This window comes from Deinococcus sp. Arct2-2 (genome assembly GCF_004801315.1).
Classification (GTDB): Bacteria; Deinococcota; Deinococci; order Deinococcales; family Deinococcaceae; genus Deinococcus.
Map to the genome: position 1 here is coordinate 23,002 of NZ_SSNW01000009.1, position 17,066 is coordinate 40,067.

15 protein-coding genes and 2 tRNA genes are annotated in these 17,066 nt (G+C 61.5%); 9 read left to right on the top strand and 8 right to left on the bottom strand.

What is annotated here, in order from left to right; translation table 11 throughout:
• Positions 1-22 precede the first annotated feature (22 nt).
• The 3 genes from E7T06_RS06015 to E7T06_RS06025 form a co-directional block, all read right to left on the bottom strand.
• Positions 23-922, bottom strand: a complete 900-nt coding sequence (locus E7T06_RS06015; protein ID WP_136364928.1) for a universal stress protein — start codon at positions 920-922, stop codon at positions 23-25.
• Positions 919-2,415: an amino acid permease gene (locus E7T06_RS06020; RefSeq protein ID WP_168733398.1), complete on the bottom strand. Its 1,497-nt coding sequence runs from the start codon at positions 2,413-2,415 to the stop codon at positions 919-921. Before E7T06_RS06020 ends, E7T06_RS06015 begins: the two co-directional genes overlap by 4 nt.
• Positions 2,416-2,815: 400 nt before the next feature.
• Positions 2,816-3,058 (bottom strand): hypothetical protein, encoded by a 243-nt coding sequence (locus tag E7T06_RS06025; protein ID WP_136364929.1) that lies wholly within the window; start codon positions 3,056-3,058, stop codon positions 2,816-2,818.
• 161 nt (positions 3,059-3,219) lie between these two features.
• On the opposite strand from E7T06_RS06025, the gene E7T06_RS06030 reads away from it, so the two are divergent.
• Together E7T06_RS06030 and E7T06_RS06035 are read left to right on the top strand one after the other, a co-directional pair.
• A complete protein-coding gene (locus E7T06_RS06030; protein WP_136364930.1) occupies positions 3,220-3,723 on the top strand; it encodes a hypothetical protein in 504 nt (167 codons plus the stop codon).
• A gap of 48 nt (positions 3,724-3,771) precedes the next feature.
• Positions 3,772-4,347, top strand: a complete 576-nt coding sequence (locus tag E7T06_RS06035) for a hypothetical protein (RefSeq protein WP_136364931.1) — start codon at positions 3,772-3,774, stop codon at positions 4,345-4,347.
• Between the two features lie 17 nt (positions 4,348-4,364).
• Here E7T06_RS06035 and E7T06_RS06040 read toward each other — a convergent pair whose 3' ends face one another.
• Entirely contained in the window at positions 4,365-4,610 is a 246-nt protein-coding gene (locus tag E7T06_RS06040; RefSeq protein WP_136364932.1) for a hypothetical protein, read from the bottom strand.
• Between the two features lie 331 nt (positions 4,611-4,941).
• Here E7T06_RS06040 and E7T06_RS06045 point away from each other — a divergent pair, with 331 nt between their 5' ends.
• The 7 genes from E7T06_RS06045 (at position 4,942) to E7T06_RS06075 (ending at position 9,730) form a co-directional block, all read left to right on the top strand.
• Positions 4,942-5,853, top strand: coding sequence for an alpha/beta hydrolase (locus E7T06_RS06045; RefSeq protein WP_136364933.1), 912 nt, complete (start codon positions 4,942-4,944; stop codon positions 5,851-5,853).
• Between the two features lie 436 nt (positions 5,854-6,289).
• The gene (locus E7T06_RS06050; protein ID WP_136364934.1) at positions 6,290-6,895 is read left to right on the top strand and encodes a single-stranded DNA-binding protein; all 606 of its coding nucleotides are present in this window, start codon (positions 6,290-6,292) and stop codon (positions 6,893-6,895) included.
• Between the two features lie 80 nt (positions 6,896-6,975).
• Positions 6,976-7,749, top strand: a complete 774-nt coding sequence (locus E7T06_RS06055) for a metallophosphoesterase (RefSeq protein ID WP_136364935.1) — start codon at positions 6,976-6,978, stop codon at positions 7,747-7,749.
• A 145-nt stretch (positions 7,750-7,894) separates the two neighbouring features.
• Positions 7,895-7,970 (top strand) — tRNA-Asp (locus E7T06_RS06060).
• A 24-nt stretch (positions 7,971-7,994) separates the two neighbouring features.
• Positions 7,995-8,070, top strand: a tRNA-Phe gene (locus E7T06_RS06065).
• A 161-nt stretch (positions 8,071-8,231) separates the two neighbouring features.
• Positions 8,232-9,149, top strand: a complete 918-nt coding sequence (locus E7T06_RS06070) for a tyrosine-type recombinase/integrase (RefSeq protein WP_136364936.1) — start codon at positions 8,232-8,234, stop codon at positions 9,147-9,149.
• Positions 9,146-9,730 carry a hypothetical protein gene (locus tag E7T06_RS06075; RefSeq protein WP_136364937.1) on the top strand — a complete coding sequence of 195 codons (585 nt, stop codon included), beginning with the start codon at positions 9,146-9,148 and terminating at the stop codon, positions 9,728-9,730. The genes E7T06_RS06070 and E7T06_RS06075 overlap by 4 nt, the downstream gene beginning before the upstream one ends.
• Here E7T06_RS06075 and E7T06_RS06080 read toward each other — a convergent pair.
• The 4 genes from E7T06_RS06080 to E7T06_RS06095 form a co-directional block, all read right to left on the bottom strand.
• On the bottom strand, positions 9,633-10,211 hold the full coding sequence (locus tag E7T06_RS06080) for a hypothetical protein (protein ID WP_136364938.1): 579 nt from the start codon (positions 10,209-10,211) through the stop codon (positions 9,633-9,635). The two genes, E7T06_RS06075 and E7T06_RS06080, sit on opposite strands and share 98 nt — an antisense overlap.
• Positions 10,212-10,335: 124 nt before the next feature.
• Positions 10,336-12,462, bottom strand: coding sequence for a hypothetical protein (locus tag E7T06_RS06085; protein WP_136364939.1), 2,127 nt, complete (start codon positions 12,460-12,462; stop codon positions 10,336-10,338).
• Positions 12,463-13,064: 602 nt separating this feature from the next.
• The gene (locus E7T06_RS06090; RefSeq protein ID WP_136364940.1) at positions 13,065-13,850 is read right to left on the bottom strand and encodes a YgjP-like metallopeptidase domain-containing protein; all 786 of its coding nucleotides are present in this window, start codon (positions 13,848-13,850) and stop codon (positions 13,065-13,067) included.
• The gene (locus tag E7T06_RS06095) at positions 13,778-16,969 is read right to left on the bottom strand and encodes an HsdR family type I site-specific deoxyribonuclease (RefSeq protein WP_136364941.1); all 3,192 of its coding nucleotides are present in this window, start codon (positions 16,967-16,969) and stop codon (positions 13,778-13,780) included. The genes E7T06_RS06090 and E7T06_RS06095 overlap by 73 nt, the downstream gene beginning before the upstream one ends.
• Between the last annotated feature and the right edge of the window lie 97 nt (positions 16,970-17,066).

The window sequence follows — 17,066 nt, forward strand, 5'->3', positions numbered from 1 at the left end:
GGAGCTTATCAATCTGGCTCCCTCACCCCACTTTCGGCAACACCAGCACGGGCACAGGCGAGGCTCGGATAATCTTGCTGGCGTTCGAGCCGAGGAAGACGCGGGCCAACACCCCCATCCGGCTGGAACCCAGCGCCAAGACTTCGCCGGGGTGCCAGTCCACTTGCCCCAACGCCTCTTCCCAAGATTCTCCGTCAGCGAGGGCCACGCTGATGGGCGGCGAGTGTCCGGCCAACTGCTCTTGCAAGCGCTCCAGCGCGGCTTTCGTGCGCTCGCGCCAAGCATCCACGATCATGTTTTCGGCTTTGTAACCCGCCAGCGAGGGGTACATTTGACGGTCTCGCACGGCAAAGGCCACCACCCGCAGCGGCACGCCCAAACTGCCCGCCAACCGGAGTGCTTCCAACACCGTGCTGTTCGACACTTCGGTTCCGGCGTAGGCGCAACTGAGACGGGTCACGCGCTGCCCCGGTGCCAAGTCGTAGCCCTGCGGAGCCAGCGCCACCGCAAGGCCGGACGAATGCAGAATCTCGCTGGAGACGCTGCCGAGGCTCAGGCGTCCGCTGACTCCTGCACGGGCTGAACCCACCACCAACACATCGGCCCCTGCCTGCGCCGCCGCTTCGCTGAGGCCGACAGTGGTGGATTTGGCCGCGTGCTTGAGGTACTGCACCTGAATTGGAGGAACGCCCTCCATGCCTTCCAGCAGACTCCAGGCGCTGGCAAGGGTTTCTTGGGCGTGTTCGTCTAGGTAGTTGGCGTACTCCTGATCCACGGCGCTGAGGGTGGGATGGTTCCAGACCTCGGGAACGATGGTGCAGACGATAAGTTGACCCGTCCCTTGCCCCGTCAGCAGGCGGCCCAGCACCAAGGCTTCCGCACCCGCTTGATCGGCGGCGTAGCCCACCAGCACGGTGGTCATCGGCGGCTCTTGCGCTGTTGCGCCAGTTTAAGCTGACCCAGTTTGGAATGCCGGATGCCGTAAGCAAAGTACCCCACCAACGCCACCGCCATCCAGATGAAAAACACCTGATACGTCGTGGTGGGCAGGTCTTTGACGATGAACATGCACACCGCGATGCTCAGGCCGGGAATGACCCAAGGGCCGAACGGCAGCTTAAAGCCGCGCTCTAGCTTGGGCGCTTTGTAGCGCATGACGATCACGCCCACCGACACCAGCGAAAAGGCCACCAGCGTGCCCATGCTGACCATGTCCCACAAGTAGGCCGAATCCACAAAGCCGCCCACCAAGCCCACCAGCACGCACACGACCACCGTATTGAACACCGGGGCCAGCGTGCGCGGACTCACCGAATGGAAGGCTTTGGGAATGAGGCCGTCGCGGCCAATGGCAAACAGAATGCGCGTTTGGCCGTAAATGGTGACCAGTGTGACGCTGAAGACCGAAATGACTGCGCCCGCCGACAGCAGCACAGCGGGCCATTTGGCGTGCAGCACGTTCTGCAAAATTACGGCCAAACCCGCTTCTTGGTCTTTGAAGGCCGAGGCCGGTTGTGCGCCCATAGCCGCCACACACACGATGATATAGGCGGCAATCACGATGACGAGCGCCAAAATGATGCCCAGCGGGACATTACGCTTGGGGTTTTTGACCTCTGCACCCGCCGTTGCCACCGTGTCTAGGCCGATGAACGAGAAGAAAATCGTGCCTGCCGCCGCCACGATGCCCACTTTGTTTCCGGCTACGTCGGTGCCGCTGACGCCGAACGGATTGAACGGCACGAAATTGCTGGATTTAAAGGCAGCGAGCGCCACCGCCGAGAAAAACAGCAGAATACCGACCTTTATCATGACCATGATGGCGTTGATGGCCGCCGATTCGCGTGCGCCGCGCAGGAGCAGCAAGCAGCACATCGTGACCAGAATGATGGGCGGCAAGTTGATGTGTCCGGCGTGAATCTCTAGGCCCGTGTCGCCGCGCACCAGCATGGGCGAGCGCAGGGCTTCGGGAATGCTCCAGCCGGTGGCGTTGGTCAGGAAGTTATTGAGATATTCAGACCAGCCGATAGAGGTGGCGCTGGCCGCCAGCGCGTATTCCAGCAGCAGGCACGCCCCCACGATGTAGGCCGCGAATTCTCCAATGGTGACGTAAGTGTACGAGTACGCCGACCCCGACGCCGGAATGCTGGAGGCGAGTTCGGCGTAACACAGCGCCGTCAGGGCCGCCGCCACGCCCGCCAAAATAAACGACCAGATCACGGCGGGGCCAGCTTTGGGCACAGCTTCGGCCATCGCAAAAAAGATACCGGTGCCGATGGTGGCCCCCACACCCAACATCACCAGCGAAAAAAGATTGAGGCTGCGGCCCAGTTCCCCGTGTCCCCCATGCCCGCTTCCCGCTTCGGCATCTGCCGTTTTGGTTCGCATCAGTTTTTGCCAAACAGTCGTGGTCATCTGGTGATTTCTCCTCTGAAGTGCTGTGGTTTGGCCTGACTGCTGACCGAGGGCAGCGCCGCCTGAACAGCGTGCCGTCCCGCCAACTGAGCGTCAGAGCGAATCCGTGAATCTTGAACGGTGTACCCCGGAGTGGGGTAAGGCTGGAGAAGAATCGACTCCGAACAGCATTGACCGTGAAGCGCCTGAGTGCGGGAAGCTCTTCCAGAGCCGATCCGTGCGGCCAAACCCTCTATCTGCCGCAGCTAGCCCGTCCACTTCCCAGTTGTGAATAAATCCATATTGGAGTGTATATAGATTACATTTCAAGCTTCGCAGCCCATATAGACAGGCAGCGGGTCAGCAAAAACCTCCATACCCGAACGGAGCATGGAGGAGAGGGAACGGCGCGAGAGTTTATCTAGTTGTTCCGCCGCCCACGCATGGCGAGGACGCTGCCCGCACCTGCCAGCAGCCCACCGATGGCCGCCAAACCCACCGTGAACATGACGCCGAGGCCGGGGTTGGCGGTGGTGTTGTTGCGCAGGGCCGAAGCCACCGCGTGCAGTTGATTGATGGCGATCACGTTGGCAAACAGCAGCACCAACGCGCCCACGATCAGCAGGACGCCGAGGACACCCATCAGGCGCGGGAAGATAGTCATGCGGGCATGATAAGCCGCCGAAGCCCGCTGCGGGTCATCGTCACTGGAGTTTATGGAGCATGAATGAGGGGAATTAGGGAAACGAAGGGCCAGTCTCCACCTTTTGCCTGACACCTTTTGATGGATGACCGGAGTGTCATGTGTAGCGCACTCTGATGAGCATGCTGAGCAACGAAGAGCGGCAGCGCATCGAGGCCGAGGAGGTGGCGGCGGCAGAGGCGCTGGCGCACAGTACGTCCCAAGTGCGTCATCAGGAGGCGGTGCAGGCTTACCGTCAGGAAGTTCGCGCTCAGCTTCGGCCCCGGCCCGCGCCTTGGTGGTGGTCACTGCGCTGGGCGCTGGCTGCCGTACCTGTCGTGGCGGCCACCTTGCTGCTGTTTCCCAACCTGTTGCCCAGTGACCGGGCCACCGACGATACAGCGGGCGGCATAGCCAACTCTGCCCTGATGAACCGCTGCCAAGCCGAAGTGAGCGGCCAACTGTTGCAGATTCAGAGCGACTTGGCTTTCCCCAGTTGGCAGGAAGCGTCGGGGCAATTCAGCGCCAATGCGGACGGCAAACGCTGGGACGGCTGGGTCAGGCAGGGCGACACCCGCACCGATTTCAGTTGCAGTTTTACGCTGGCCGATCAAAGCGTTATCGCGCAGCTTATTCAGGCCAATTAAGCGCAGGCCGTTGAGCAGACATTTCTTTCACCGCGCAGGAGGCATCCCATGAACCGTACCCTCAGCTTGCTGGCCCTCGCCACCCTCGGCTTCGTTTCGGCCACTACGCTCACGCCGCCTGCTGCTGCACCGTCCACGCCGTCCGCTTCTGCCCGGCCCATCGTCGTACCGCGCCAAAAAATCGGCCTGACTTGTAACGACACCTATTTCAAATCGCCGCGCCAGAATTACCTCTTGCTCGATGAAAGCTACCCGCTGTGTACCCTGCGCTTGCCGCTGGCATTGCGGCAACGCTGGCCGGGGGCGCGGACATTTTATTTTATTCCACGGGTCTCGGCCACACTGTATGCCAAAGACAGCCGGGGCAACGGCAAATGGTTGCCGCTGTCGCCGCTGGTGAATCCTGGGGCCGACGCCCTGCACCGCGCTGTAGATTCGGCCACCTATGAGGCGGTAGAGCTGACCGGGCAATTTAAGAAACTCAGCGACGTAGCGGGCCAAAATAAGGCCGATACCGTGAGTGCGGGCGGCAAACTGACCGTGTGCGTGGCTCCCGTGAGGGTAGGAGAAACGCCGTGCGTCACCTTCGACATCACGGCGCGGTACAAGGTCTATACGCGCTAGAGCAGTTGCTCAGCCGATTACAGCCCCTTGTCATCCCCCGGAGTGCTGCCGAAGCTGGTGCCTGTGCTGGCCGCGCTATCCGATTGGCCGGGCTGCTGCGGCACCGCTGAGTCGGCGTCGCGGGTGTGGGTGGGGCCGCCCGTGACGGTGGGCGTGTCGGCCATCCCGCTTTCCGACTCATCGGTGTACCCGGCCCGCTCGCTCATGCCGTTGCCCGCATCGTCTGGGAGGCCGCCCAAAGTGCTGTCATCGCTTTTGGTCATAGCTCCAGTCATAGCGCCCGCCGCTGGCCTCTGCGTGACGGCAGGCTAAAGATTCGCTGGGAATCGGGAGAGGGGAATGGACGCTGCGTGTAAACCCCCAGTCTGCTCTGCTTCGCAGCTGTACCAGTCCGCAGCCAGCCCCCGTTAGAGGGGAGCGCAAGTGCTTTGGTCCTCCCCTTAAGGGGGGCGTTGCACAGCAACGGGGGGGTTCACCTTCCACCATGACAAACGAGTGCCAACCCACCCACATATCAAACAATCCCTTCTTAGACCCTTAGACCCTCGCCCCTTAGACGCTTTTGAATCCCCACCCCTGCCCTAGAATGCCGGTATGACGTGGTCTGACGATGCCTTTGAAGAGCGCCTGAACGGTGCAGATTTATATTTCGAGGTGACCGGGCCGGAAGACACCGACGCTCCTGCCATCATCTATTTGCACGGCGGCCCCGGCTACAACAGCTATTCCTTCCGGGCGCTGTTTGGAGAACGGCTGGAACACCGCCGCGTAATTTATCTGGATCAGCGCGGATCGGGGCGTAGCGGGCCGCTGGAAGACACCGAGCAGGGCGACGCCGCGCTGGATCTGGATACGTTGGTGGCCGATGTGGAAGCCCTGCGCGACCACTTGGACTTGGGGCCTATTATTCCGCTAGGACACGGGTTCGGGGCGCTGGTGGCGCTGGAATATGCACGGCGGCATCCCCAAACGACGGCGCGGGTGGTGGTGGTCAATCCGTGGGTACATTTTCCCGAATTGGCCCTGACCCTGCTGAGTGAGGCAAGCGCCCGCCGCAAAGTGGCCCTGCACGATCCCGCCGCCGATCTGCGGGCCAACACGCCCGAAGGCGAATATCCGGCAGTAGGCAACGCCCGCGTAGAAGCCGCCTTTGAGCTGCTGAACGGGCGCGACCTCCTGAACGCCATGCAGTTCAAAGACGCGCCCAGCCGAATGCATTTGGAATTTGCCGATGCTGGGGGCCAGTTGGCAGGCGGCGGCGAAGTGCAGGAGGCGCTGGTGTATCAGGGCATGTGGGAGTTTGAATACACGCCCTTTTTGCAAGAAGTACGCCGCCCCATTTTTGTCATTGCGGGCGGACAAGACCGCACGAGTTACCCCGAACAGGTAGGCTGGCTAGCCGACTTAGCCGACGCCGACGTGACCGTGCTGGACGCCGGACACTACCCGTGGATAGATGACGAGGAAGCCTTCGCGGAAGCCTTGGAGGAGGCGTTGACAAGGTAAAACGCAGTAAGTGGTGAGTGGGTAGTGGGAAAAGCGGGGCGCTGGGCAGATACGGCGCTCCGGTTGTTCTGTATTGCAAACCCAAAACCTAACTTCCCGTTGAGTGTGAGGCCGTCGTGCGTGCAACGCGCGGGCCAATTCCATGTTCAAGACGACTGGCAATTCCGCTTCAGAGGGACGATTCAGCCGAGTCTGGACGCGACAAGATCAATCCTGCCGAGCGCAGCGACAAACTCCCCTGCACCCTTTGGGGGCGGGGGCTGGGGGGTGGGGGAAAGCGTGGGAACGAGCCAAGAGAACTGACTGAACTTCCTGTGAAGCGTGAAGGCTCAAGCTTGCTGCTTTTTCACTTCACAGCAGCGGCCCAAAACGCCATCTCCATCTTTCGCCAACCTGTCGCTGCACACCCGCACCCCAGCCGCTAGACTCAGGGCCTATGGCCGACCTAGACCGTGTACGTGAGGCGCTGCGTGCCAGCATGACCGCTTGGGCAACCCTAGAAGTTCGGGGCGATCAGGCCCGCGTGACGCCCGCCCCTGACCCCGATTCCTTGGCCGCACTGCTAGACCGCGTCGACCCGACGTGGGGCATCGGCTGGGGCTGCGACTCTATGACGCCGCCGGTGGTGCGTGCCCGTCTGACGGTGCTGGGTGTGCAGCGTGAAGGGCTGGCACAGGCGCACTCGCTGGCCGATGCGAAGTTGGCCGCCCTTGCCGATGCGGGCCGCCTGTTTGGGGTGGGCAGCAGCACGGAAGGGCAGTGGGTGGAATACGACGCCGAGGACGGGGCCAATACCTCCGATCTGGATGTGGAGGCCGAGGAAGGGGCCGTGAGCATGACCGGAGCCGTACCGCTGCCGCCCGAACCACCCCGCGATCCTCAGATGGAAAAAGCGCGGCGGCACATCGAAGACCTGATGGAGCAACTGAAGGCGGCGGGCAAAGGCGGCGCGGCGGCGCGGGTGGTGCTTCGTGGCTACGGCGAAACCGTGGACGAAAGCCGAGCCATTTATAAGGAACTTCAGGGGATTCTGAAGGGCTAATCCGGCATTTGCCCTGCGGAACGGCCTGAGCTTAGGGCAGAATAGGAGCGGAAAGAGCCAGCAGACAGGAGGCGAGGGGCGTGCAGAAGTTTATTGCCATAGGGGACGTTCACGCCGACTGGGACGGCTTGTGGGGAGCGCTCCGGGCGGCGAGTTGCGTGGATCTGGACGGCCTGCCCACCTTGCCGGTGCGGGCGGGCTTGTATCAGGTGGTCATCATCGGCGACCTCGTGCATCCCAAAAACTTGCGCGAATATGCCCGCCTGACGGGGCTGCTGGACTTCGATCCCCGCGACCCTGACCACTTATTTTTGGCCGCCCGCGAGCAGGTCAAGCAACTGGAGCGCCTGAAAACTTATCAGGAGGCCGCGCCACACGCCGTGCATCTCATTTTGGGCAACCACGACGACGCGGTGCTGAATACCTCGTATGTGTTGGGCACGACGGCTGGCATGGTGCATGTGGAATTCGACCCGGCGCACGGCGGCATTCATCTGCCGCCCCACCTGAGCGTCTGGATTCAGGGTTTCATTCGGGAAATCCGGCTGGCCGGGGTGCAGTTCGCGCATGTCAGCCCTCTGCCCGCGCACACCTATTACGACGACCTCTTTTACGCCGATCATTCCACCAAACGCTGGTTTCGCGACTCACCGGAATACGTGCAGATGGCAGGCTTGGCCTTCGGCGTGTACGGCCACACCCAACTGGAAAACGGAATCTACATTCATGAAGACGAAGAAGGCCGCCCCGACTTTGCCATGATTGACGCGCTACACAGCCGCGAGTACCTAGAGCTGATGCTGGATGCCGACGCCCTCAGCCCCGTTCAGAGCGTGCGGGCCGTGCCGTTTTAGTCCTTTTTGAGCGGTGCAGACCCCCAATTTCTGGCCGCCCTCTTGCCGTCCGGTTGACAAGGCGCAGGAGCGCGGCTATCCTTAACCCCGCTGCTTTTCAGTGTCTTCTTCTGGGAGGACTGAAGCGGCCTACAGTTTAAGGAATGGTCCGGTAGTGTAGCGGTTAGCATATCTGCCTGTCACGCAGAAGGTCGCGGGTTCAAATCCCGTCCGGACCGCCATCCCCTCCCCTTTTGGGGAATTTCGGCAAAGTAGCTCAGCTGGTAGAGCAAACGACTGAAAATCGTTGGGTCGCCGGTTCAAATCCGGCCTTTGCCACCAAGAGCTTTTAGCCCCGTCTAGGACGGGGTTTTTTCGTTTTGCTCTCGCGTCATGAGTGAGATGAGATAGGCCGAATCGTGTGGTCTGGGCAGTCCGGAGAGCAACACACTATTCAGCACGGTAGGCCGAAAGTTGACCCCGAACACCGCAAGGGGGCACTCATGAACTTGTCCGAACTGTGGGAACGTCACGCCCGGAGCCTGAAGCTGCGGCGGCGCAGCGAGTACACACTCACCTACTATCGGGCCACCGCCCGGAGTCTATGCCGCTTCCTGACCGAAGTGGAGCACCCCATGCAGGCCGAGGGCGTCACAGTGGGCGACCTGCGGGGATACCTGGAGCATCTGCAAGAGAAGGGCCTCGCCGAAGGCGGCATTGACGCCCATTACCGCGCCCTGAAAGGATTGTTCGGCTGGGCCGTAGCTGAAGAGTTGCTCGACCGTGACCCGACTCGCCGTCTGGAACGACCCCAGAAACCGCAGCGAATGATGGTCACGCTCAGTCCCGACGAGTGCCGCCGCTTGCTGGATGTGGCCCGTAAGAGTCCAAGTAAAGGCCGCGACACAGCGATGGTCGTGACTCTCTTCGATACGGGGCTGCGGCTGGCTGAACTGGCTGGACTCACCCTGACCGATGTGCGCTTTACCGAAGGCCACCTCCTGGTCGTTGGCAAGGGCAACAAGGAGCGGGTGGTTCCGCTAGGCATGCGTTCTACCGAAACGCTAGAGAGATACATTCGTCGCCACCGCCAGCCTCGGCATATCAGTGTGCAAGGAGTTTTCTTAGGCCGAACCGGGCTGCCCCTGACCCGCTCCGGCGTTTCACAGGTGCTGGCCGACCTCGCGAAGCAGGCCGCGATTCCGAGGGCCCATGCCGCGCCGCACGCTTTTCGGCGGGCCTTTGCCGTCAACTACCTGCGCAACGGGGGCGATGTGTTCTCGCTCCAGCACGTCATGGGCCACACCAACCTCGACATGACCCGCCGCTACGTCCAGCTCCTGCCCGAAGACCTTCAGCAGGTGCATGGCCGAGTCTCGCCCGCCGACCGTCTGATGGCGAATCAAAGGGTGAGCCGATGAGTGCCAAGCCGACTGTCCTCCAGCAGCAGGTCTGTGCGGCCACCATTGCATTGAGAGGCAACCTTGAATACATCGCATGGCGCGAAGAACACCCTTACGGCAACAACCGGGCCTCGGTGGGGGTGCAGCTGTGTGCCTCGCTGCTGCTGTGGGTGGCGATTTGCCCGCTGGAAGAGGCTCTCCTTTGGCTCGACACCGACATTCAGGGCCCCCGCAACCAGCGGCGGCGCAGCATCCCAGACCTGCTGCTGAGCGAGCCGGAGAGCTTCCGCAGCCGTCTCCCCCAATGGCGGCAGGCCATCGCCGCTGGGCAGGTGGAAGTGGTGTTTGGCCGCAACGAATGGACAGTGGGTGGATTGCGGGCTTGGCTCACTGCCGAGCAGGGGGGCGGCCCCCTCGGCTGGGAGATGACCCTTGACCGCAGCCGTCTGGACGCCTTGGTGGATGCCCTCGACGCGCTGCTGCCGTTCTGGGGCGTGCCGCTCACACTGCCTGACGCATCGGCAATCCCAGCAGATGCGTCGCCCACCGGTACGGCGCAAAAGCGCAGGCGGGGTCGCCGGGGCAAACCGAAAGAATAGGCGCGTGGAGGGCGACAGGCACGCAGTACAGTTGGGTCAGGACGCCCTCTTCCACCACGGCCAGCAAGAAGAAATCCACGTCTCGCTGGAAGTCTTTCTGGTAGACCTTCTGGCCCCTCTTGGTGGTACGGCGTTCATCGAGGCGGAAGCGAAAGCATCTGCCGTGAAGGCTGCCAGTGGTTTTGACATCCAGCCGCCACCCATTGACGCGCAGGTCATCGGGGGCGGTATGCCACTGCCGGTAGACAGGGTGGCCCTCAGCGGTTAGGTATTCGGCTACCACCTCTTCTCCGCACTTGGCCAAGGCATTACGGGGTTCGTTGCTGCCGAGGCCAAGTTCGTTCTTGCAGCGCTTGACGGTGGACAGGCTGAGGTCGAGAAGTTCGGCGATTTCGGGGTTCAGGAAACCGAGGCTGTGGGCTTCCTGAACTTGTCGGTGTTGGGCTTGGATACGGGGAGTCAACGTGCGGGTGTATGTCATGGGATGCTCCTAGGCAAAACAAACCGCCCAGCGGGAGACTGGGCGGGCAGAGGGTGAAGGGGGAGGCGGAATCAAAAAAAGAGAAAAAAGAAACCAAGAGAACTCTGTTGGCGGAGAAAGAAATTCACCTCAACAGACGACGAAGAACCTCTTCTGCCTCGGCTGGACTCTCGGCATAGATGCGAGTGGTAGATGTTCCTATCGTTTTAGGCACAGCCACGTTATGACTGTTGAGCGTGTGCAGCCGAGCTGATGGGGCCGCGTGCAAGAGGGCCTCAACAAGCCGGGTATGGGCGCCGTCCGCAGCGTCAAATTCACCCAAGAGGCGTTGGATGGCGTCTGGATTCGAGAGCCACGCCGTCAGCACCTTGGCGTCGGTGCCCGCCCGCCTAAAGGTGGTGAGCCTCTTGACCACTTTGGCCTGGGCAACCCTCCACAGGGCGGCCTCCTGCGGTTTGAGCTTGTAGAGACCTAGCCCAGCCAGGCACGCATGAGGCACCCCACCGAAGAGCACAAACAGCTCCTCGGCCAGAGCCTGCACCGCGCCCGCATGAAGCGGATTGCGACTCCAGCGCTGAAAGGCTAGGCGGGGCGTGAACTTCCGGCACCGTGCCCAAGAGGTCGGCAACGGGCCGGGATTGAACATCAAGACCACACGCGGACGCTCTCCTACAGGATAATTGGTCTGTCTACCCCGGTGGAGCATCTGAAGCAGCTCACTCTGATAGCCGTGGAGAGCAAGTTGCTTGCGGTCTTGTGGAGAGTGGGGGGCCAAGGCCGCCAGCGTGTGGAGTTCATAGGTTTTGGGGCGTCGCGGGGCATGCCAAGCCACGACATGCCTGCCATCGAAGGTGTTCACGCCACGACCACTGAACCAGTACATGAACCGGATGGCTCCCGGCGCCAACGGCGGCTCAAAGTGCCATGACCACCGCTCTTGAGGTGCTTCGTCTTGCAGAACCTCGACAGATTCCTTATAGGACAAGACCACCGTGCCTGCCGCGTGGCCCCGCGTCAGTTCGCCGGTCTCCGCCATCAGATAGTGGAGCCGCTTGAGCTGCTGAGTGCCCTTCCGAAGGTTCTTGCGGTCGATTTCGAGCGCGTCCTCCTCGGCCTCTTTGTCTCCTACATACTCGATGTCAAGCGGCGTGTAAGGCCAGTTCTGGACATAGCGCACCGTGTGGTGGGGAAACATCCGTTCGTACTGCCGCAGTTCTGGACTGGCATAGGCATCCAAGATGATGATGGGTGGAGTGTCGCGGGGCAGGACGCGCAGCACTTCACCTCGGAACTTCATCTGGGTGACCTCCCCTTTGCTGTTCTTGTCCCAAGTTAAGCCGAAGCGGGCACTGGTGTTGCAGGGACTGGACAGGTCTTCTTCAAACGTGCGGAAAAAGTCTTCTGGCACAGGGGATTTCCGCCCCTTGGTGGCTTTCTTGAGGGCGTGCTTAAAGCAGGCCGTGTTCAGGCTCAGGCCCGCCAATTCTCTATGCAATTCAGTCCAGAACACCTTTCCAGTGAGGCTAAACAGCGTCTTTTTCTTGATACCGTCATCTACCCTGTCAGCAGAGGCATTGAACTCACCCCGCAAGGCCCGGTGCATGAGCCTGAGCAATGCCCCCTCGATGGGCCCATCTGTTCCACTCGCCTGATGTTTCTCAAAGAAGGCCAACGTCAACGGGTTGCTCTTTTCGGAGTCCTCAAGGGTGTATATGAACGAGCCGACAGGGTCTTCGTCCACAACGATGAGTTGCACGTCCTTCAGCAGGAGCTTAGAGAGCTTGTGCTCCGGATGTTGGAGAAATGAGGGTAAATGGGCGTGACTGACCACCTGAGCCAGTGTTCGGTGAGCCTCATCAAACTGCTCGTAATAGTTGATGCCGTTCTGCGTGGCGTAGTCGTGGCCATACAAGATGTTGACGACTTCCCACGGTCTCTCGAAGGGGTCGGCTGCAAAGATATTGAATCGGGGGTCAAGCAGGGCATGGAGTCGGCATTTGGCTTCTTGTCCCAGAGACTCTTTGGAATCTTTCGACTCTTTTTCCTGTGTGCCGTGGGTGGCCCACAAGACTCGGTACCGGGGGAGCAGGCGAGACGAACGGTCAAGAACAATGTCATGCACAGCCTGATACATAGCCGCGCTTTTTTGTGAGCCCGGTGGAGCCACAATCACGGTGACCTCGCCCCGTAGAGTGGTGTTAAGGATGGGCAACAACTCTTCTCGCGTGACCTTCGCTGGCGGTGTTGCCATCACTGTACTGCTCTTGTGGAATGAAATCGGGGAATTCCTCGTCCCAGACGTACTATTCTGGCTATAGGGGTGGATGAAGATACAATCATTACTTACCAGAGTCCCAAAAATAAGAATTCAAAGTCAAGAGAAATCCCTGGCCAGGGTTAGGAAAGCACACGCCAGCTTCCCGATGCTGAAAAACGACGTGGTGAGGCCCATCGCTTGCTTGAGATACACGTCGCGCCCGGCATTGTGCGATACGAAACCAAACAACCTTGAAATTAACCCTTCACAGCGCAATCGGCGCGTAAGCGCCACGACGCCTTCAGGCGGCGCTGGGGTTGGGCCGATGACTTGACCGTTTGTGCGTCGAAGCAAGGTCAAGTCGCGTGCAACTCCGGGGCGGGTGTATGGGGGGAGTCCTACAACCTCTCGGACTTTGCCTGTTGGCGGGCGCGTCGATGTACACGGGGGGGCCTCCTCAGGACAGCATTACAACTTTGCTGCGGGCCGTTTTCTGGTGGAAAAAAGGGGTCGGTTCAGCGGTGCAACAGCAACTTTTCGGCGCACTCCTTACCGTCGCAGCCACTGTCCTGCCGATGAGTCCCTTCGCAGCCAGCCTAGAGGTCATACTCGGCACCATGCAGGGCCAGCCACGACTTGCGCTCGGCGTAATCCGGCAGTAGGACGCCCAAGCGAGTCCAAAACGCCTCGCGGTGATGGTGGTGTTCCAGATGCACGAGTTCATGCACCAGCACGTATTCAGCCATCCGGCGTGGCAACAGGGCTACCCGCCAGTGCAGGGCCACGGCCTGTCCGGTACCGCATGACCCCCACCGCTGACCGAGGTCTGCCACGCGCACGCTGGAGGGTTGGACGCGCAACCGAGAGTGCAGACGAATGATTTGCTCCTTGGCCCAAGTCGAGAGATGGTCGGAGTACCACTGAATAAACAGCTCGCGGCCCCGCGACGCTTCGGCACGGTGAAGCTGAAAGCGTCCCCCCTTCAAATTGAGCGCTTCTTCTTCGGGCTGCTTCTCCGTGAGAAGCAACCGGTATGACCGCCCAGCATGGAAAAATCCCTCGCCTGCCACGAATTCCCGTTCGCGGCGGGGCCGGTGCAGACGGGTCTTTTCGGCCAGCTTGCCGTAGAGCCAATCTTGCCGGGACAAGACCAGTTGCCGCAGCACGCCCGCCTCGGTGCCGCTGGGGGCCAGAATCAACAGGGCTCCGTCGCGCTCCAGACCGAGGCTCACCGTCCTCCGCCGGGCACTCTCCCGCACCGTGAAGGTCAGGTCGTGCAGCGTCAGCGTCCATTCGGCAGGGGCCAGCGTTAGCCCGGTGTCACCCAGCGCAGATGAAGCCGCCGCGCCAGATTCATCAACTCGTCGGCCACCGCTTCGCATGTCGAGAACGGTATCAGGCCTTGGTCGTCCAGGTAGCTCGCCAGCCAGCCCCGGACTTTGCCCTGCTGTACAGCGTTGCGCCAGAAGTCCGGAATCGCCGTGCGCTGGCGTAACGCCTGGACGATATGCACTGTCCCCTGTATCAGCCGCTGGCCCTGCGCTCCGGTGAGGTCTTCGGGCTTCTCCGGCTGAGCTTCTAGGAGCAGGCTGAAGAACGGCGCTTCGGTGTGCGGGTTCAGGCCGGTGGTGTCGGCAGGCCGTCCCGCCTGCATCGCCTCGAAGAAGGCCAGGAGGGCTTCGACCAGCGCGTCCCAGTGCTGGGCATGCAGCTTCAGGAGTTCTTCCAGCCGCTCGCTGAGCTTGCGGTAGTACACCGGGTCATCGCCGATTCGGGTGTTGATAAAGAGCCGGGCGGCGTGTTCCATCGCGGCGGCCTGGGTGCGCTTGGACGTGAACCCGCCGACCTCCTGCCGGAAGTTCGGGTCGAGCACCTCAATGCGCGGCACCTTGACCTGAATCCCGCTGGCGTCCACATATTGCGCGATAAGCGCCCTGACCTTCTCGCCGCCACCCAGAGGGGAATCTGTTTCTCCTTCGGCATACACCTGACGGGCGGTGTCGGCAATCCGGCCCAGCAGGGCGGCGTCCTGCACGTACCGGAGGGCTTCCGGGCGGGGCAGCACGATGTCCAGCGCGTTCAGAAAGGCTGAGAGTCTGACCTTGAACTCGGCCCGGAGTTTCGGGTCAATCAGATGGTTGACGGCGTCCTCGCGGTTCTCCAGCCCGATTCCGGCCTCGGTGAAGATGCGCCGCACGTCGTGGTGGGCTGTCTCCAGCACTGGCAGGGTGTCCTTAATCGAGTTCATGGCCCCAGCCACGTCGGTCTGCGTGTAGTCACTCAGCGCCTGCGCGAGGTGGTGGCCGACCCCGTAGTAGTCCACGACTAAACCGTGGGTCTTGTGCGGCGCAGTCCGGTTGACGCGGGCGATGGCCTGAAGCAGCTCATGGTTGCGAATATTTCTGTCCAAATAAAGGGCCTGCTCGACGGGGGCGTCGAAGCCGGTGAGCAACATGCTCTTGACGATGAGGATGCTGAGCGGGTGCGCCGGGTCTTTAAACTGCCCGCCTTCCCCGATGCGGCCTTCTTGCTTCGTCGAATCCGTCCACTGCGCCCAGTCCGCCGGGTCGGACTTCCCGCCGTCTGAAATTACCGGGGCGAATTCCAGCTTGCTCAGCCGCTCCCGGTAAGGGTGGGCCAGGACAAGGGAGCGGGTGCGTTCAGGAAGATTACCCAGCTTGTCGGGAGAAAGGCTCAAGAAACTGGGAGGCAAGTTTTTCAGCTCGTCTACCAGATTTACCTGCGCCTTCAAGAACGCCCGGTGGTATTCGACGGCGGCCTCGCGGCTGTGCGCCACCACCTGCGCCTTGAAGCCATTCGGCAGCACCTGAGAAGCATAGTGGAGCAGCATGTCTTCGGCTTTCAGGGCTATGAGTTTAGGGGAGTTCAGCAGTTCGCCCAGCGTGCCGTACTTCTCTTGCAGTTTCTTCCGGGCCGCATCGTCCAGCTCATCGAAGAACACGTCGAACAGACCGTCGAGCGACTGCCCGTCTTTCAGGAACGCCTTGACGCTGCGGCCCTCGTACAGAATCGGCACGGTGGCCTTATCCTGCTGGCTCTCCAGGATGGTGTACTGGTCGATGATGGGGCCGAAAATGTCCTGGGTCTTCTTTTGCTGGCCCTGAATGATGGGAGTTCCGGTAAAACCGATGAGCGCCGCATTCGGCAGGGCCGCCCGCAGGTGCGCGTGCTGGGTGTTGGTGTGTGAGCGGTGGGCCTCGTCCACCAGCACGAGAATCTTCTCGCTGGGGTTCAGCACCGCCTGCTGGGGGTCGAAGTCCTCGCCGGTCTGTCCACGAAGCTTCTGCACCATGCCGAACACGAACCCCGGCCCCGGTTGGGCGAGGGCCGAGTTGAGGGCCTTGACCCCCTTGGCCACTGTCAGTGGCTCTCCGGCGACCCTGGCGGTGCTGCTCAGTTGCTTCTCTAAGTCACGGCGGTCAGTGACCACCACAATCTTGAACGGGCGCAGTTCCGGCACGGTGCGAATGGCCCGCACTAAAAACATCATGGTCAGACTTTTGCCTGACCCCTGCGTATGCCAGACGATGCCGCCGCGCTTGTCATGCTCAGCGCCCAGGAGCCGAGTTTCCCCAGTCTGGAGCCGCGTCAGTGCCCGCCGCACCGCTCGGTACTGCTGATAGCGGGCCACGCGCTTGCCCCCCGCATCGGTCAGGGTGAAGTTCTCTAGCAGGTCAAGCAGGGTCGCCGGGTTCAGGACGCCCGCTGTCAAGACCTGCTGCGGGTGCAGCTTCGGCTTACCGAGCGTGGTCTGCACCTGTTCCCGCGTGAAGGGATAGGTGTCCTTCCACGTCAGGAAGGCTTCCATCGGCGCACCCACGGTACCGAGGACGGCCCCATAGAAGTTGGTGCCGACCAACAGCTGCACCGTGTGAAAGAAGCGCTCCACGCCTTCGGGTTCGGTGCTCCCGCGCAGGTTCTGGTACATCAGCAGGTCGCCCACGGCTTTTTCCATCGGCGAGGTTACATCGGGCGACTTGCACTCGACTACCACCAAGGGCAGGCCATTCACGAACAGGACGAGGTCGGGAATGATGAAACCCGGCCCACCGGTGTACCCCGGCGGGTCCACCCGGAACTGGTTGACCGCCAACAGGTCGTTGTTGGCTGGGTTCCGGAAGTCCAAGAAGCGCACCGTGTGCCCCTTGCCGTCTGGCCCCGTCACCTGCACGCCGTCGAGCAGCAGTCCCGTCAGGTGGGCATTGACCGCCATCAGGCCGTTGACTCCGGCAGGCAGGCGGGTGAAGGCACTGAGCGCTTCGGTGACGTGGCTGTCGTCCAGCCAGGGGCAGTGGGGTAGGTTAATCCGCCGCACTGCCGCCCGTAGTCGGCCCATCAGCAGGGTTTCCTTGAACGACTCGCGCTCGGTCAGGGCCGGAACGAAGGTGTCGCCTAACAGAATGTCCCAGCCAAGGCCACTGAGCTGCCCCATCAGGGGGAATTCCACCTCGTTGTATTCGGGGCCGTGGGACGTCGTCATTCAGGGCAGCATAGCCCGGCCCCGATAGAGCAACACACGAATTTACGTTTATTGCTCTCCGCTTCGCACCATAATGCGACATGCAAAAAATCTGGCA

Bases quoted from the DNA above. Each gene is read 5' to 3' on its own strand.
- E7T06_RS06035 (WP_136364931.1), top strand. From the start codon at position 3,772: ATGAACCGTACCCTCAGCTTGCTGGCCCTCGCCACCCTCGGCTTCGTT.
- E7T06_RS06020 (WP_168733398.1), bottom strand. From the start codon at position 2,415: ATGACCACGACTGTTTGGCAAAAACTGATGCGAACCAAAACGGCAGAT.
- E7T06_RS06050 (WP_136364934.1), top strand. From the start codon at position 6,290: ATGGCCGACCTAGACCGTGTACGTGAGGCGCTGCGTGCCAGCATGACC.
- E7T06_RS06080 (WP_136364938.1), bottom strand. From the start codon at position 10,211: ATGACATACACCCGCACGTTGACTCCCCGTATCCAAGCCCAACACCGA.
- E7T06_RS06095 (WP_136364941.1), bottom strand. From the start codon at position 16,969: ATGACGACGTCCCACGGCCCCGAATACAACGAGGTGGAATTCCCCCTG.
- E7T06_RS06015 (WP_136364928.1), bottom strand. From the start codon at position 922: ATGACCACCGTGCTGGTGGGCTACGCCGCCGATCAAGCGGGTGCGGAA.
- E7T06_RS06085 (WP_136364939.1), bottom strand. From the start codon at position 12,462: ATGGCAACACCGCCAGCGAAGGTCACGCGAGAAGAGTTGTTGCCCATC.
- E7T06_RS06045 (WP_136364933.1), top strand. From the start codon at position 4,942: ATGACGTGGTCTGACGATGCCTTTGAAGAGCGCCTGAACGGTGCAGAT.
- E7T06_RS06070 (WP_136364936.1), top strand. From the start codon at position 8,232: ATGAACTTGTCCGAACTGTGGGAACGTCACGCCCGGAGCCTGAAGCTG.
- E7T06_RS06075 (WP_136364937.1), top strand. From the start codon at position 9,146: ATGAGTGCCAAGCCGACTGTCCTCCAGCAGCAGGTCTGTGCGGCCACC.
- E7T06_RS06025 (WP_136364929.1), bottom strand. From the start codon at position 3,058: ATGACTATCTTCCCGCGCCTGATGGGTGTCCTCGGCGTCCTGCTGATC.
- E7T06_RS06040 (WP_136364932.1), bottom strand. From the start codon at position 4,610: ATGACCAAAAGCGATGACAGCACTTTGGGCGGCCTCCCAGACGATGCG.
- E7T06_RS06030 (WP_136364930.1), top strand. From the start codon at position 3,220: ATGCTGAGCAACGAAGAGCGGCAGCGCATCGAGGCCGAGGAGGTGGCG.
- E7T06_RS06090 (WP_136364940.1), bottom strand. From the start codon at position 13,850: ATGCGAAGCGGTGGCCGACGAGTTGATGAATCTGGCGCGGCGGCTTCA.